Origin of the sequence: Cupriavidus plantarum (genome assembly GCF_905397285.1) — a bacterium.
GTDB classification, from domain to species: Bacteria; Pseudomonadota; Gammaproteobacteria; order Burkholderiales; family Burkholderiaceae; genus Cupriavidus; species Cupriavidus plantarum.
The window spans coordinates 1,796,409-1,812,240 of record NZ_CAJPUX010000001.1 but is presented as its reverse complement, the minus strand read 5'-3'; the positions used below and the strand labels follow the sequence as shown (position 1 = coordinate 1,812,240).

The following is a 15,832-nucleotide window of genomic DNA, read 5'->3' as shown; positions in this document are numbered from 1 at the left end:
GTATCGGGGGTCGTCATCGAACGGCCCCAAAATTGGCGCATACGGGTATGCAGGCGAGCGGGTGGACGTGAAGTAGGCAGAGACAACAACATTTCTGGATTGGATCAACGACCATGTCGAACGTCATTGAAAATCTCGGCAAGCTGGACCGCAAGGTGACCCTGGCCATCCCCAAGGCTGAAGTGCAGAAGGAAACGCAGGAGCGCCTGGTTCGCCTGTCGAAGACGGTGAAGATGTCCGGCTTCCGCCCGGGCAAGGTGCCGATGAAGATGGTCGAGAAGCAATATGGCCAGCAGGTCGAGTTCGAAGTGCGCTTCGACAAGGCTGCCCGCGCATTCTTCGACATCACCCAGGCGCAGGACGTCAAGGTGGCCGGCCAACCCAAGTTCGACCTGAAGACCGACGGCGTCGCTGACGACGAAGTGGCTTTCGAGGCGACGTTCGAGGTGTATCCGGAAGTCAAGATCGGCGAACTGTCCGGCGCCGAAGTGACCCGCACGAAGACCGAGATCGGCGACGCCGAGATCGACAAGACCGTGGATATCCTGCGCAAGCAGCGCGTGCACTACCACGTGCGCGGCGAAGCCGGTGAGCACGGCGACGGCGGTGGCGATGTGGCCGCCAAGAACGGCGACCGCGTGACCGTGGACTTCGTGGGCAAGATCGACGGCGTGGAATTCGCCGGCGGCAAGGCCGAGGATTTCGCGTTCGTGCTGGGCGAAGGCCGCATGCTGCCCGAGTTCGAAGCCGCCGCCATCGGCCTGAAGGTCGGTGAGAGCAAGACCTTCCCGCTGGCCTTCCCGGCCGACTATCACGGCAAGGAAGTGGCCGGCAAGACCGCCGAGTTCACGATCACGCTGAAGCGCGTCGAGTGGGCCCACATGCCGGAAGTGAACGACGAATTCGCGAAGTCGCTCGGCATCGCCGACGGCAGCGTCGAGAAGATGCGCGCCGACATCCGCGAAAACCTCGAGCGCGAAGTCAAGCGCCGCACGCACGCGATGCTGAAGGACGAGGTCATGGAAGCGCTGATCAAGGTCAGCGAACTGGACGTGCCGAAGGCCCTGGTGGACCAGGACAAGGAACGCCTGGTGGAAATGGCCCGCCGCGACCTCGAGCAGCGTGGCATGCCGAACGCCAAGGACATGCCGATTCCGGCGGACATGTTCACCCAGCAGGCCGAGCGCCGCGTGAAGCTGGGCCTGATCCTCGCCGAGATCGTCAAGGCCAATAACCTGCAGGCCAAGCCCGAGCAGATCAAGGCCGAGATCGAAGATTTCGCGAAGAGCTACGAGGACCCGAAGGAAGTCATGCGCTGGTACTACGGCGACCAGCAGCGCCTGGCGGAGATGGAAGCCTACGTGCTCGAAAACAACGTGGTAAATTTCGTGTGCGAGAAGGCCAAGGTTACGGACAAGACGGTGTCGTTCGAGGAACTGACCGCCGAATCGAATCCGCAACAAGCTTGATTCGGGCCTGATTCGCGTGAAGCGGCCGGTGTCATCGACACCGGCCGTCGTCCCTGAATACCTGGAGAACCTGCATGACCCGCAATGATTTGCTAGACCGTCTGGCCACGACGCAGGCTTCGGCCCTGGAGACGCAGGGTCTCGGGCTGGTGCCGATGGTGGTCGAGCAGTCCGGCCGCGGCGAGCGCGCGTACGATATCTACTCGCGCCTGCTCAAGGAACGCGTGGTGTTCATGGTCGGCGAGGTGAACGACCAGACCGCGAATCTGGTCGTGGCGCAATTGCTGTTCCTCGAGAGCGAGAATCCCGACAAGGACGTGTCGCTCTACATCAATTCGCCGGGTGGCTCCGTTTCGGCGGGCCTCGCCATCTACGACACGATGCAGTTCATCAAGCCGGACGTGCAGACGCTGTGCATGGGCATGGCAGCGAGCATGGGCGCGTTCCTGCTGGCCGCTGGCGCCAAGGGCAAGCGTTCGGCACTGCCGAACTCGCGCATCATGATCCACCAGCCGCTCGGCGGCGCGCGTGGCCAGGCCTCGGACATCGAGATCCAGGCCCGCGAGATCCTGTACCTGCGCGAACGCCTCAACAGCATCCTGTCCGAAGTGACCGGCCAGCCCGTGGAAAAGATCGCGCGCGATACCGACCGCGACAACTTCATGAGCGGCGATCAGGCAGTGGATTATGGCCTGATCGACAAGGTCATTACCCGGCGCGGCTGAGTGATCCTCGCACAGCCTACAGCGGAACGAGGCCATGTGCCTCGTTTTTTGCTTATGAAGCGACGGCGCCGGCCGGACGGCGGTCGCCCCAATGGTTTTGGCGTATGATGCGTTTCATGCGTTTCCCGCACTGCTAATGTGACTGAATCCTATGGCGGACAAAAAAAGTTCTTCCAGTGAAAAGCTTCTGTACTGCTCGTTCTGCGGCAAGAGCCAGCACGAGGTCAAGAAGCTGATCGCGGGCCCGTCGGTGTTCATCTGCGATGAATGCATCGACCTGTGCAACGAGATCATCCGCGACGAGGCGGCCGCGTCCGACAAGGACGCCGCGGCCGCTGCCCGTTCCGACCTGCCGACCCCGCACGAGATTCGCGAGAGCCTCGACCAGTACGTGATCGGGCAGGAGCAGGCCAAGAAGATTCTGGCCGTGGCGGTGTACAACCACTACAAGCGCCTGAAGCACCTCGGCAAGAAAGACGATGTCGAGTTGTCGAAGAGCAACATCCTGCTGATCGGCCCGACCGGTTCCGGCAAGACGCTGCTGGCCCAGACGCTGGCGCGCCTGCTGAACGTGCCGTTCGTGATCGCCGATGCGACCACGCTGACGGAAGCCGGCTACGTTGGCGAGGACGTCGAGAACATCATTCAGAAGCTGCTGCAGAACTGCAACTACGAAGTCGAGAAGGCGCAGCGCGGCATCGTCTACATCGATGAAATCGACAAGATCTCGCGCAAGTCCGACAACCCGTCGATCACGCGCGACGTGTCCGGCGAAGGCGTGCAGCAGGCGCTGCTGAAGCTGATCGAAGGCACGATGGCTTCGGTGCCCCCGCAGGGCGGCCGCAAGCACCCGAACCAGGACTTCCTGCAGGTCGATACGACCAACATCCTGTTCATCTGCGGCGGCGCGTTCGATGGCCTGGAAAAGGTCATCATGCAGCGTTCGGACAAGACCGGCATCGGTTTTGCCGCGCAGGTCCAGAGCAAGGAAGAGCGCGACGTCAGCGAAGTGCTGCCCCAGACCGAGCCGGAAGATCTGATCAAGTTCGGCCTGATCCCGGAACTCATCGGGCGTCTGCCGGTAGTGGCCACGCTGGCCAAGCTGGACGAGGCCGCGCTGATGCAGATTCTCGTCGAGCCGAAGAACGCGCTGGTCAAGCAGTACCAGAAGCTGCTGGCGATGGAAGGCGTGGAGCTGGAGATTCGTCCCGCCGCGCTGTCCGCCATCGCCCGCAAGGCCATCCGCCGCAAGACGGGTGCCCGCGGTCTGCGTTCGATCCTCGAGCAGTCGCTGATGGACGTCATGTACGACCTGCCGAACTACAAGGGCGTGCACAAGGTGGTGATCGACGAAAGCACGATCACCGGCGATGCGCCGCCGCTGCTGATCTACGAAGAACCGCAGCAGCCCAAGGTAGCCGGCTCGAACTGAGGGCGCGACGCATGCGCATGACGCCCGAGTGGTCGATGCCAGACTGGCGATAAATTCAAGGAGCCGTTCGCTTGGAAGCGAGCGGCTTTTTTTCTTCATTTCAAACGACGAACGGGAGCAAACGCGGGTATGCTGTTCAAGAGCGGGTCGCAAGTGCAGGGTGAGGCATACCGAAAAGGTGCGTTTTTCTGCATGTTTCGAGGTATGTCTGCGTCCTACACCGAAATCGGTGATAGCTGTCTTGTAATCGATTCCCGCGGCCCTATTTACGCCTTAAATGACTGACTGGGGAAAATGATGTCCGGAACACAACTCCTCCCGGCTGAGCCGATTCGCCTCCCACTGTTGCCGCTGCGCGACGTGGTGGTGTTTCCGCACATGGTGATCCCGCTGTTCGTGGGTCGCCCGAAGTCCATCAAGGCGCTTGAGACTGCGATGGAGTCGGGCAAGAGCATCATGCTCGTGGCCCAGAAGACGGCGGCGAAAGACGAGCCGACGGCCGATGACCTGTACGAGGTCGGCTGCATCGCCAATATCCTGCAAATGCTGAAGCTGCCCGACGGTACCGTGAAGGTGCTCGTCGAAGGTACCCAGCGTGCGAACATCACCGAAGTGAGCGAGGACGACTCGCACTTCATGTGCGAAGCCGTGCCCGTGCCGCCCGCACCGGTCGAAAGCGCCGAAACCGAGGCCCTGCGCCGCGCGATCGTGTCGCAGTTCGACCAGTACGTGAAACTCAACAAGAAGATCCCGCCCGAGATCCTGACGTCGCTGTCGGGCATCGACGAAGCCGGCCGCCTGGCCGACACGATCGCCGCGCATCTGCCGATCAAGCTCGAGCAGAAGCAGAAGATCCTCGAGATGGTCAATGTGACCGAGCGTCTCGAGAGCCTGCTGTCGCAGCTGGAAGGCGAGATCGACATCCTGCAGGTGGAAAAGCGCATCCGTGGCCGCGTCAAGCGCCAGATGGAGAAGTCCCAGCGCGAGTACTACCTGAACGAGCAGGTCAAGGCCATCCAGAAGGAACTGGGCGAAGGCGAAGAAGGCGCGGACCTCGAGGAACTCGACAAGCGCATCAAGGCCGCCCGCATGCCCAAGGAGGCCAAGAAGAAGGCCGACGCCGAGTTCAAGAAGCTCAAGCTGATGTCGCCGATGTCCGCGGAAGCGACCGTCGTGCGCAACTACATCGACACGCTGGTCAATCTGCCGTGGCGCAAGAAGAGCAAGGTCAACAACGACCTCGCGAACGCCGAGCGCGTGCTGGATGAAGACCACTACGGCCTCGAGAAGGTGAAGGAACGCATTCTCGAGTACCTCGCGGTGCAACAGCGCGTGGACAAGGTGAAGGCGCCGATCCTGTGCCTGGTTGGTCCTCCCGGCGTGGGTAAGACCTCGCTCGGCCAGTCGGTGGCGCGCGCGACGAACCGCAAGTTCGTGCGCATGGCACTGGGCGGCGTGCGGGACGAGGCCGAGATCCGCGGCCACCGCAGGACCTATATCGGCTCCATGCCGGGCAAGATCCTGCAAAGCCTGTCGAAGGTTGGCGTGCGGAACCCGCTGTTCCTGCTCGACGAAATCGACAAGATGGGCATGGACTTCCGTGGCGACCCGTCGTCGGCGCTGCTCGAGGTGCTGGACCCGGAACAGAACCATACGTTCCAGGATCACTACATCGAGGTCGACTTCGATCTGTCGGACGTGATGTTCGTGGCGACGTCGAACTCGCTGAACATTCCGCCGCCGCTGCTGGACCGGATGGAAGTGATTCGCCTCTCGGGTTACACCGAGGACGAGAAGGTCAACATCGCCGAGCGTTACCTGCTGCCCAAGCAGATCAAGAACAACGGTCTGAAGGCAGGCGAGATCGAGGTGACCGACGCGGCGATTCGCGACATCATCCGCTACTACACGCGGGAAGCCGGTGTGCGGTCGCTGGAACGCGAGGTCTCCAAGATCGCGCGCAAGGTGGTCAAGCTGCTGCTGCTGAAGAAGGAGTCGGGCTCGGTGAAGGTGGATTCCGAGAACCTCGACAAATTCCTCGGCGTGCGCAAGTACGACTTCGGTCTTGCGGGCAAGGAGAACCAGGTGGGCCAGGTGACCGGTCTGGCGTGGACGGAAGTGGGCGGCGATCTGCTGACCATCGAAGCCGCGATCATGCCGGGCAAGGGCAACATCACGCGTACGGGTTCGCTTGGTGACGTGATGAAGGAGTCGGTCGAGGCTGCGCGTTCGGTGGTTCGCTCGCGGGCACGTCGTCTGGGGATCACGGACGAGATGTTCGAGAAGCGCGACATCCACATCCACGTGCCGGAAGGCGCGACGCCGAAGGACGGTCCGTCCGCGGGCGGCGCGATGACGACGGCGCTGGTGTCGGTGCTGACCGGGATTCCGGTGCGTGCCGATGTCGCGATGACCGGCGAGATCACGCTGCGTGGTGAGGTGCTGCCGATTGGCGGTCTCAAGGAGAAGCTGCTGGCGGCCCATCGTGGCGGCATCAAGCTGGTGCTGATTCCCGAAGAGAACGTCAAGGACCTCGCCGAGATTCCTGACAACGTGAAGAACGCGATCGAGATCGTGCCGGTGCGGTGGATCGACAAGGTGCTGGAGCTCGCGCTCGAGCGCAAGCCCGAGCCGCTGCCCGAGGAAGTGGCGAAGCCTGCCGATGTGGCGGACAAGTCCAAGTCCACGGTCGAGATGACGCATCACTGATCGCGCGTTTATCGCCGACGAGAAACGCCACGGGAAACCGTGGCGTTTTTTTATGCGCGCTTTATTGCGAATTTCCTGTGCGCAGCGCTTGGCAAATCGCGAACACCTGGATTACAATCGCGGCCTCGCAACGCAAACAGCGGCAACCGAAGCAGTACCTGCCGAGCCGTGCGAAGCGAGATTGACTAGTGTCACGCATGCGGGTGCTTAGCTCAGTTGGTAGAGCGGCGCCCTTACAAGGCGTAGGTCGGGGGTTCGAACCCCTCAGCACCCACCACCGCATCGCGTTGCACTGGCGCCGACACAGGAGTGGTAGTTCAGTCGGTTAGAATACCGGCCTGTCACGCCGGGGGTCGCGGGTTCGAGTCCCGTCCACTCCGCCAGCTTATAAAAAACGCCCGCGCATGCGGGCGTTTTTTATTGGGCGGAGTGGAGTGAGCCGCCTGCGCGGCTCACGGCGGGACTCGAAGGGCCGCGCTTGCAAGCGCGGCAGCGGCCTGCGGGATGTAGGCGAGTCCCGTCCACTCCGCCAGCTTATAAAAAACGCCCGCGCATGCGGGCGTTTTTTATTGGGCGGAGTGGAATGAGCCGCCTGCGCGGCTCACGGCGGGACTCGAAGGGCCGCGCTTGCAAGCGCGGCAGCGGCCTGCGGGATGTAGGCGAGTCCCGTCCACTCCGCCAGCTTATGAAAAACGCCCGCGTATGCGGGCGTTTTTTATTGGTCCTCCGAAACTGACGGGTATCGGGTGCCGCTCCTGATAGAATCGCGAAGTTTGACCTTCGTGCCAACCCTTTACCCGAATCAGCATGCTTGATTTCGTACGCAACAACCGGCGCCTGATGCTTCTGCTGCTGCTGGTGCTCGTCTTTCCGTCGTTCGTGTTCTTCGGCGTCGAAAGCTATTCGCGCTTCATGGACAGTTCGCATGACGTCGCGAAGGTCGATGGCCGCGCCATCTCGGTTCAGGAAGTGGACAACGTCGTCCGCGACCAGACCGAGCGCATGCGTCAGATCCTGGGCGCAAACTACGACCCGCGTCAGTTCGAAGGCGCCGCCGCGCGCCAGGCCGTGCTGGATCAGCTGATTCAACAGCGCGTGGTCTCCGCCGCCGTCGAGCGCGAGCACCTGACCGTGTCCGATGCCGAAGTGGCCGCCGCGATTCAGAGCATTCCCGCGATCGCGCAGCTGAAGACCGCCGATGGCAAGTTCGACGAGAAGGCCTACGTGCAGCTGCTGGCCGCGCAAGGCATGACGCCGGAGCAGCTCGACGCGCGCATGCGCTTCGACCTCGCCACGCAACAGCTGAGCGCCGCCGTGGCAACCACGGGCTTTATGCCGAAGTCGCTGCTGGACCGCCTGCTCGCCGTGCGCGATCAGGAGCGTGACGTCCAGGCGCTCGTGATCAAGCCCGCCGACTTCACCGCGAAGGTGACGCCCGATGCGGCGGCACTGAAGGCGTACTACGACGCGCACACGTCCGCCTATGCGATTCCCGAGCAGGCCAAGGTCGAATACGTCGTGCTGTCCGGCGACGCGCTGGCTGCGTCGCAGACGGTGACGCCGGAACAGTTGAAGTCTTACTACGACAGCAACGTCCAGCGCTTCAAGACGGAAGAACAGCGCCGCGCGAGCCATATCCTCATCTCGTCGCCGAAGGACGCGCCGGCCGCCGACCGTGCCGCCGCCAAGGCGCGCGCGCAGAAGCTGCTCGACGAACTGCGCAAGCATCCGGAAACGTTCGCCGCCGTGGCGAAGAAGGAATCGCAGGATCCGGGTTCGGCGGAGAAGGGCGGCGATCTCGGCTTCATGGGCCGCGGCGCGCTGGTCAAGCCGTTCGAGGACGCGATGTACGCGTTGAAGCCGGGCCAGATCAGCGATGTGGTGGAAACCGATTACGGTTATCACATCATCAAGCTCGACGAAGTGAAGCCCGCCGCCGTACAGCCGCTGGAAGCCGTGAAGGCGGAACTCGAGACCGAACTCCGCAAGCAGCTCGCGGCCAAGGCCTATCAGGAGCAGGCCGATGCGTTCGGCAACCTTGTGTATGAGCAGGCGGAAAGCCTGAAGCCGGCCGCGGACAAGTTCCATCTGCAGATCCAGACCGCGGACGACGTGACGCGTCAGCCGAACCCGAAGCTCGGCGCGCAGAACCCCCTCAACAACGAGAAGGTGCTGAAGGCCCTGTTCAGCGACGATTCGCTGAAGAACAAGCGCAATATCGAGGCCGTGCAGGTGGGCCCGACCACGCTGGTGTCGGCGCGTGTCGTGGACTACCGTCCGTCGTCGGTGCGCAAGTTCGAGGAAGTGGAAGCGCAGGTGCGTGCCGCGTACATCGCGCAGCAGGCCGCCGAACTCGCGCGCAAGGATGGCGAGGCGAAGCTCGAGGCGCTGAAGAAGGATCCGGCGACGGCGGGCTTCGGCGCATCGGTGACCGTGTCCCGCACGCGTGGCGACAACATCCCGCCGAAGGCCGCCGAGGCCATCATGCGCGCGGATGCGCTGAAGCTGCCGGCGTTCGTGGGCGTGGATCTGGGCAACGATGGCTACGCCATCTATCGCATCAACAAGGTCAGCACGCCGACGCAGCCGAAACCCGAGCAACGTCAGGCCGAGGCCCAGCAACTGGCGCAGCTGGTAGGTCAGGCGGATCTGAACGCCTACTACGAGAGCCTGAAGGCGGAGTCGAAGGTGAAGATCCTGCGGCCGATTGCCGCAGCGTCCGATACCAGCGACGCGCAATAAGAGCCCGAGTCAAGGGAAGTCAAAAAACGGCAGGCGCAACGCCTGCCGTTTTTTTATCGGCTGCTCTTCAGCAGCGGTTTCAGCTGCGGCCACACGTTGTCCAGCAGGGTCGGCTGCGCGGCCGCATTCGGATGGATGCGGTCGTCCTGAAACCAGTCCGGGTGCGTGATCACCTTGTCCAGGAAGAACGGCACCAGTGCGGCGCGATATTCCTGCGCGAGCTTTGCATAGAGGCCGAAGAATTTCTCGGTGTAGTCCTGCCCGTAGTTCGGCGGAATCCGCATGCCGACCAGCACCACGCGCGCGCCGGACTTTTGCGCGTTGCCGAGGATGTCGCGCAGGTTGGCCTCCGTGCTTTGCAGCGAGAGCCCGCGCAGCGCATCGTTCGCACCCAGTTCCACGATCACCACCGCCGGCTTGTGGCGCTTGATCAGGTCCGGCAGGCGCGTCTTGCCGCCCACGGTGGTCTCGCCGCTGATGCTCGCGTTCACGACGCTATAATCGAACCGCTCCGCGCGCAGGCGGTCTTGCAGCAGCTTGACCCAGCCGGTGTCGCGCGTGAGGCCGTATTCGGCGGAGAGGCTGTCGCCGAGGACGAGCACCGCGGGGCCCGCCGTGGCTGGCGTGGTGGCTGGCGTGGCGGCTGGCGTCGCGGATGTCGCGGCGGTGGCCGGCGTGGCTGCCGTGGCGGGCGTCAGCGATAGCCATGCCGCGCCGATGCCGATGGCCACGCCAATGGCGATGCCGCATGCTACCTTCACGGCGTTGCCGTACGAACTTCCGCCCCGGCTTCCGCTCGAAGTGGTACACCGATCAATGCTGCTCCCGGATTTCTTGCCCATGTCTTCTTCCATTCTCGCTGTCGAGTCACTAGGAAAGACCGTAGCTGACGCGACGGGTTCGCTGACGATTTTGCACGACGTCTCGTTTTCCGTCACGCCGGGCGAGACGCTGGCCATCGTCGGCGCTTCGGGATCGGGCAAATCGACGCTGCTGGGCCTGCTGGCCGGGCTCGATCTGCCGAGCACCGGCGCGGTCAAGCTGCATGGTCAGGACTTGTTCGCGCTCAACGAGGACCAGCGTGCCGCGCTGCGCGGCCGTCATGTGGGATTCGTATTTCAGTCGTTCCAGCTCGTCGGGCATCTGACCGCGCTGGAGAACGTGATGCTGCCGCTGGAGTTGCGCGGCGAGACGGACCGCGTGCGCGAGCGCGCGGTGGAGATGCTCGAGCGTGTGGGGCTGGGCAAGCGGCTGTCGCACTATCCGCGCACGCTGTCCGGCGGCGAGCAGCAACGCGTGGCGCTGGCGCGCGCCTTCGTGGCGCGGCCGGACATCCTGTTTGCCGATGAGCCCACCGGCAGCCTCGATACGTCGACGGGCGAGGCGGTCATCGCGCTGATGTTCGAACTCAATCGCGATGCCGGTTCCACGCTCGTGCTCGTGACCCACGACCGATCGGTGGCCGCGCGCTGCGGCCGGATGCTGACGATCGAGGCGGGCCGCGTCGCGAGCGATCAGTTACTCGGTACGGAAGTCTGACGCGACAGGACTTCGCGCGCACGCGCGATGAGGGCGCGCGTCGAGGCATCGTGCGCGCCTGCCGTGTCGGCCACGCTGTCGCCCTTGAGTTCGCCTTCGATCGGGCGCGCCAGAATCTTGCCGAGCTCCACGCCCCACTGATCGAACGAGTTGATGTTCCAGATGACGCCCTGCACGAACGTGCGGTGCTCGTAGAGCGCGATCAGCGCGCCGAGCACATGCGGCGTGAGGTCTTCCATGAGGAGCGTGTTGCTCGGGCGGTTTCCCTCGAACACCATATGCGGCACGCGCGCCGGATCGGTGATGCCGGCCGCGTGCAGTTCTTCCGTGCTGCGTCCGCGCATCAGCGCTTCCGCCTGCGCGAAGCAGTTGGCCAGCAGCTTGGCGTGATGGCCCGGCAGCGAGCGCGGCGGCACGAGCGGCGCGACGAAGTCCACGGGGACGATCTGCGAGCCCTGGTGGATCATCTGGAAATAGGCATGCTGGCCGTTCGTGCCAGCGGTGCCCCACACCACCGGGGACGTATGCGACCGCACGCGGCGGCCGTCCAGCTGCACGGACTTGCCGTTGCTCTCCATCTCCAGTTGCTGCAGAAACGCCGGGAACAGTTCGAGCGACGTCGAATACGGCGCCATGCAGCTCGTCGGCATGTTGAAGAAGTTGCGGTACCAGATGCCGAGCATGGCCATGATCACCGGCATGTTCTGTGCGAGCGGTGCCGTGCGGAAGTGATCGTCCATGGCGCGGCCGCCGCGCAGCAGGTCTTCGAACGCGTCGAAGCCGACGGCTAGCGCGATGGACAGGCCGACCGACGACCATAGCGAGAAGCGGCCGCCGATCCAGTCCCAGAACTCGAACATGTTGGCGGGGTCGATGCCGAACTTGCGGACGGCTTCGGTGTTCGTCGATACCGCGACAAAGTGGCAGGCGAGCTGATGCTCGGCCACGCCGTTGGCGAGGAACCATTCGCGCATGCTGCACGCGTTGGCCATCGTCTCGAGCGTCGTGAAGGTCTTGGAGCAGACGATCACGAGCGTGCGGGCCGGGTTCAGGCGCACGAGCGTCTCGGCGAGTTCGGTGCCGTCGACGTTCGACACGAAATGCATGCGGGGGCCGACGCGGTCCGCCAGATGCGCGAGCGCGCGGCAGACCATGCGCGGGCCGAGGTCGGAACCGCCGATGCCGATATTGACGACGTCGGTGATCGTCTCGCCCGTGTAGCCCGTCCATTGGCCGCTGCGCACACGCTCGGAGAAGCTCTGCATACGGCGCAGGACGTCGTGGATGCCGGGCATCACCGAGGTGCCATCGACGCGGAACGGGGCGTCGGGCAGCGCGCGGAGCGCGACGTGCAGTGCGGCGCGGTCTTCGGTGGCGTTGATGTGTTCGCCCGCGAACATCGCTTCGCGGCGGCAGGGGACGCCGGCTTCTTCGGCCAGGCGCATCAGCAGGTCGAACGTTTCCTGCGTGATGCGATTCTTGGAGAAATCGAGATACAGGCCCGCGGCCTCCACGGAGAACGTCGAGACGCGGCGGTCCGCGTCACCGTTGTCGTTCCCCTTGTCGAACCACTCGCGCATCGGTGTGTCGCGAATGGTGTCGTGATGCTGCAGGAGGGCATTCCAGGCGTGTAGATCTGTCGGCATGCAATCTCGAAATTAAGTCGTCGGCGTCCGTGCCGTGCTGCGGCGCGGACAGCGGAAGTATATCGCCAGCGCACGGCGGCAATTGAGCGAATTCGCGGGCAAATCCTGTGCAATGTCGGGCGCTGTTCACCGCGTGGCGTAAGGTCTCCCTTGGATTGCCTTCCATGCTCCCCACGGCACTAACGGTGTGCCGCAACGATAGCAGGCAATCGGGAGCGTCCCTATCGGACGTTGTCCGACGGATGGTGACATCCTGTTACGGAATCGTGGTGTGCTCTGTGCGTCGGCGCGCAAATGTGGCGCGTCAGGTGCGGTCAGGCGGGGTCGCCGCGCAGGAGCGCGTTGAGGATCTGGCGCGCGGGCGCGTACAACTCGCTGGCGGTCATGCCGGCCGGGCCCATGCCCCCGGCGACGAAGGCATCCGCCGCGCGGCCATGGATCCATACCGCGGCGCACGCGGCGGCGTGGGGCGTCATGCCTTGCGCGAGGAAGGCGCCTGTCATGCCGGCAAGCACGTCGCCGGTGCCGGCGGTGGCCAGTGCGGCGTTCCCGGTGGGATTGATGGCGAGCGGTGCCGTGTTGTCGGGCGTGGCGATGAGGGTGCCGGAGCCCTTGAGCACGACGACGGCTTGCCATTGCGCGGCCATCGCTCTTGCGGCGCGCAGACGGTCCCGCTGCACGTCGGCGACGGTTGTGCCCAGCAGGCGGGCGGCTTCCAGTGGGTGAGGGGTGAGGACTGTGGGGAGGCCGCTTGCGATGAGGCGCTGGGACAGGGCCTTGTCGCTGGCGAGCACGTTGAGGGCGTCGGCGTCCAATACGAGCGCCGGCTTCTCGTCCGCGTTCATGGCGGCATCGAGCAACGTGGCGAGGGCGGCGGCGCTATGAGGGCTCGTGCCCATGCCGGGGCCAATGACGATGGCCGTCATGGCCGCCGTGTTCACGTTGTCGAGCGGGTGGAGCATGAGCTCGGGGTGCATCAAGTCGGCCGATGGCGCGTTGTCGGCGAGGTACCCGATATGGACGCGGCCCGCGCCGAGGTAGAGCGCTGCCCGTGCGCCGAGCAGCGGGGCGCCCGTCATGCCCGTGTTGCCGCCGATGACGGCGAGCTGGCCGAAGTGGCCCTTGTTGGCGGCGTGATCGCGTTTGGGAAGCGCGGCGGCGAAGGCGGCGGGCTGGTTGACGATGGCGATGGGTAGGCGCGTGGGCGCCTGCGTGGCTGGCTGCGGCGTCAGTGCGGCCGATGACGATGACTGCGCGGGCGGCGGGGCCGGGACGCTTGCGTCGGCGGGCGGATAGGGCAGGCCAAGCGGGGCGATGTCGATCTCGCCGGCGCAGTCGCGGCCGTCCAGCGTGAGGAGGCCCGGCTTGGCGGCGAGGAACGTGAGCGTGCGTTGCGCGCGCACGGCCGGTTGTCCCGCGCCGGTGTCGGCGAACAGACCGCTCGGGACGTCGAGCGCGAACACGGGCACGCCGGACGCGTTGATGTGGCCGATCCAGCGGGCGGCCTGTCCCTGCGCGGGGCGATTGAGGCCGATGCCGAGCAAGCCGTCGACGATGGCCTCGCAGTCGGCGGGCCATGGCGGCAGCGCGGCTGTTTCGTCCTGCGGCATCGCCAGCACGGGCACGCCCGCCGCGCGGGCCTCGGCCCATGCGCGCGCGGCGTCGGGGGGCAGGCGGTCCGGGGCGCCGGTCAGCCAGGCTTCCACGCGGCGCCCAGATTGATGCAGGCGCGTGGCGGCGACGAGCGCATCGCCGCCATTATTGCCGGCGCCGGCGACGCACAGGATCTTGCCCGCGGGGGCATGGCGCACGACCCAGTCCGCCGCGGCCGTCCCCGCGCGGGCCATCAGCGTGAACGGTGGCAGGCTGTTGAGGCCGGCCTGCTCGATGGCGCGGAGGGTCGCGACGTCGTAGAGCGGGGTGCATGCCTGCGCGGGGGGCTGACCGAGTCCACCGAGTCCACCGACCTGACCGACAAGACCCAGCGGATCGAGCGTGATCCAAGCTTCGGTGACGGCCGGCGCGTCGCCGACCGTCGCGGTCGTGCTGCCCGTGCTTGCCGTGCTGCTGGCGGAGGCCGATGCCGATGCCGATGCGGATGCCGTGTTGGTGGTGTTCATGCGTATGCGTCCAGGCGAGACATGCCGCAAGCGTACATCAAGCCGAGGCGCGCTTATGCCAATCCATAGCGGGCCGGAGTCAGGCCTTCCATGTCGATGGCGGGGCCATCGCCTTCGCCAGCGCTTGCGGCGATCTGGTCGGCGGCGATCTTGCCGGAGCCGCAGGACATGGCCCAGCCTGTGGAACCGTGGCCAAGGTTCAGGAAAAGGCCGGGGACGGATGTCGCGCCGATCAGCGGGGGGCCGTCGGGCAGCATCGGGCGCGCGCCGGCCCACAGGGTGGCTTCCTGATAGCTGCCCGCGACGGGGAACCAGTCGCGGGCGACGCGGATCAGTGTGCGGATGGCGTCTTGCCGCAGGTCGAGCCTGCGGGTCCCTAGCTCCGCGGTGCCCGCCACGCGCAGGCGGTTGCCCATGCGGGTGATGGCCACCTTGTACGACTCGTCCATGAGCGCGGCGAGCGGGGCTTGCAGTTCGTCCCGCACCATCACGGTGGCCGAGTACCCTTTGACGGGGTAGAGCGGGATGCGGAGGCCCAGCGGACGCATCAGCGTCGCGCTGCTTGCGCCCGCGCATATCAGCACGCGATCGGCGTGGAGCGCCTCCGGCGTGGCGCCACGCTTCGCCGGCGCCAGTTCCACCGTCAAGCTGCCCGCGGCCACGCTGGCGGTGCCGCCAGCCGGCGATGCCACGCGACCGCCCGATGCCGCGCGCACTCGCGCGACGACGGTATCGAAGCGGAACCGTACGCCCGCCGCTTCCGCATGCTGGTGCAGGCGCCGCACGAACAACGGGCAGTTGCCCGACTCGTCCTCGGGCAGGTGCAAGCCACCCGCCAGCGCCGTGTCCTGCGCGAGGCCCGGTTCGATGCGGCGGCAGCCCGCGGCGTCCACGAGCGTGTGGGGGACCTTGTTCTCGCGCAGCAGCGCCAGCGCCGGCGCGGCGAGGTCGAGGTCTTGCGATGTGCGGAAGAGTTGCAGATATCCGCGCGACTGCTCGTAGTCGATCTCGAGCTCGCCGCGCAGGCGATGCAGACAGTCGCGGCTGTAGAACGCCAGCCGCTGCATGCGGAGCTTGTTGGCGCGGTAACGATCGGGATGGCATTCGCGCACCCAGCGCGCGATCCATCGCCACATGGCCGGATCGAGGCTCGGCCGGAAGCGGACCGGCGATTCCTTCGCGAGCAGCATGCCGAGCAGCTTGCGCGGCATGCCGGGTGCCGCCCAAGGCGTGACGTAACCCGGTGCGATCACGCCGGCATTGCCGAAACTGCTCTCCTGCGCCGGCGCGCCGCGCGCTTCCAGTACGGTCACGTCGAAGCCGGCCTGGCGCAGGTACCACGCGGAACAGACGCCAATGGCGCCCGCCCCAATCACGATGACGTGCATGTGGCTCGAATCTCCCTGTCAGCGACCCCGGGAAATCCGCGCTGCCCGTCAGGCGAGCGGGC

10 protein-coding genes and 2 tRNA genes are annotated in these 15,832 nt (G+C 65.3%); 8 read left to right on the top strand and 4 right to left on the bottom strand.

The window, feature by feature from the left end; all coding sequences use genetic code 11:
- Positions 1-113: 113 nt before the first annotated feature.
- From tig to KHP16_RS08260, 7 genes are all read left to right on the top strand, one after another.
- Positions 114-1,469: a trigger factor gene (tig, locus tag KHP16_RS08290; protein WP_109580887.1), complete on the top strand. Its 1,356-nt coding sequence runs from the start codon at positions 114-116 to the stop codon at positions 1,467-1,469.
- 74 nt (positions 1,470-1,543) lie between these two features.
- On the top strand, positions 1,544-2,194 hold the full coding sequence (gene clpP / locus KHP16_RS08285) for an ATP-dependent Clp endopeptidase proteolytic subunit ClpP (RefSeq protein WP_109580888.1): 651 nt from the start codon (positions 1,544-1,546) through the stop codon (positions 2,192-2,194).
- 151 nt (positions 2,195-2,345) lie between these two features.
- The gene (gene clpX / locus KHP16_RS08280; RefSeq protein WP_109580889.1) at positions 2,346-3,626 is read left to right on the top strand and encodes an ATP-dependent Clp protease ATP-binding subunit ClpX; all 1,281 of its coding nucleotides are present in this window, start codon (positions 2,346-2,348) and stop codon (positions 3,624-3,626) included.
- A gap of 297 nt (positions 3,627-3,923) precedes the next feature.
- A complete protein-coding gene (gene lon, locus KHP16_RS08275; protein WP_109580890.1) occupies positions 3,924-6,335 on the top strand; it encodes an endopeptidase La in 2,412 nt (803 codons plus the stop codon).
- 201 nt (positions 6,336-6,536) lie between these two features.
- A tRNA-Val gene (locus KHP16_RS08270) sits at positions 6,537-6,612 on the top strand.
- A gap of 29 nt (positions 6,613-6,641) precedes the next feature.
- Positions 6,642-6,718 (top strand) — tRNA-Asp (locus KHP16_RS08265).
- A 424-nt stretch (positions 6,719-7,142) separates the two neighbouring features.
- A complete protein-coding gene (locus KHP16_RS08260) occupies positions 7,143-9,077 on the top strand; it encodes a SurA N-terminal domain-containing protein (RefSeq protein ID WP_109580891.1) in 1,935 nt (644 codons plus the stop codon).
- 53 nt (positions 9,078-9,130) lie between these two features.
- Here the strand turns inward: KHP16_RS08260 and KHP16_RS08255 are convergent, their stop codons facing one another.
- Positions 9,131-9,775, bottom strand: coding sequence for an arylesterase (locus KHP16_RS08255; protein WP_415831433.1), 645 nt, complete (start codon positions 9,773-9,775; stop codon positions 9,131-9,133).
- 142 nt (positions 9,776-9,917) lie between these two features.
- Here KHP16_RS08255 and KHP16_RS08250 point away from each other — a divergent pair, with 142 nt between their 5' ends.
- Positions 9,918-10,616, top strand: a complete 699-nt coding sequence (locus KHP16_RS08250) for an ABC transporter ATP-binding protein (protein WP_109580892.1) — start codon at positions 9,918-9,920, stop codon at positions 10,614-10,616.
- On the opposite strand, the gene pgi is transcribed toward KHP16_RS08250, so the two are convergent.
- The 3 genes from pgi to KHP16_RS08235 all read right to left on the bottom strand — a co-directional run bounded on the left by pgi (position 10,592) and on the right by KHP16_RS08235 (position 15,770).
- Positions 10,592-12,262 (bottom strand): glucose-6-phosphate isomerase, encoded by a 1,671-nt coding sequence (pgi, locus tag KHP16_RS08245; RefSeq protein ID WP_109580893.1) that lies wholly within the window; start codon positions 12,260-12,262, stop codon positions 10,592-10,594. The two genes, KHP16_RS08250 and pgi, sit on opposite strands and share 25 nt — an antisense overlap.
- A gap of 314 nt (positions 12,263-12,576) precedes the next feature.
- Positions 12,577-14,382 carry an NAD(P)H-hydrate dehydratase gene (locus KHP16_RS08240; protein WP_211959929.1) on the bottom strand — a complete coding sequence of 602 codons (1,806 nt, stop codon included), beginning with the start codon at positions 14,380-14,382 and terminating at the stop codon, positions 12,577-12,579.
- Between the two features lie 53 nt (positions 14,383-14,435).
- On the bottom strand, positions 14,436-15,770 hold the full coding sequence (locus KHP16_RS08235) for a D-amino acid dehydrogenase (protein ID WP_109580895.1): 1,335 nt from the start codon (positions 15,768-15,770) through the stop codon (positions 14,436-14,438).
- Between the last annotated feature and the right edge of the window lie 62 nt (positions 15,771-15,832).

Excerpts from the sequence above, each read along its gene's own strand:
- tig (WP_109580887.1), top strand. The coding sequence starts at position 114 with ATGTCGAACGTCATTGAAAATCTCGGCAAGCTGGACCGCAAGGTGACC.
- clpP (WP_109580888.1), top strand. The coding sequence starts at position 1,544 with ATGACCCGCAATGATTTGCTAGACCGTCTGGCCACGACGCAGGCTTCG.
- clpX (WP_109580889.1), top strand. The coding sequence starts at position 2,346 with ATGGCGGACAAAAAAAGTTCTTCCAGTGAAAAGCTTCTGTACTGCTCG.
- lon (WP_109580890.1), top strand. The coding sequence starts at position 3,924 with ATGTCCGGAACACAACTCCTCCCGGCTGAGCCGATTCGCCTCCCACTG.
- KHP16_RS08260 (WP_109580891.1), top strand. The coding sequence starts at position 7,143 with ATGCTTGATTTCGTACGCAACAACCGGCGCCTGATGCTTCTGCTGCTG.
- KHP16_RS08250 (WP_109580892.1), top strand. The coding sequence starts at position 9,918 with ATGTCTTCTTCCATTCTCGCTGTCGAGTCACTAGGAAAGACCGTAGCT.
- pgi (WP_109580893.1), bottom strand. The coding sequence starts at position 12,262 with ATGCCGACAGATCTACACGCCTGGAATGCCCTCCTGCAGCATCACGAC.
- KHP16_RS08240 (WP_211959929.1), bottom strand. The coding sequence starts at position 14,382 with ATGAACACCACCAACACGGCATCCGCATCGGCATCGGCATCGGCCTCC.
- KHP16_RS08235 (WP_109580895.1), bottom strand. The coding sequence starts at position 15,770 with ATGCACGTCATCGTGATTGGGGCGGGCGCCATTGGCGTCTGTTCCGCG.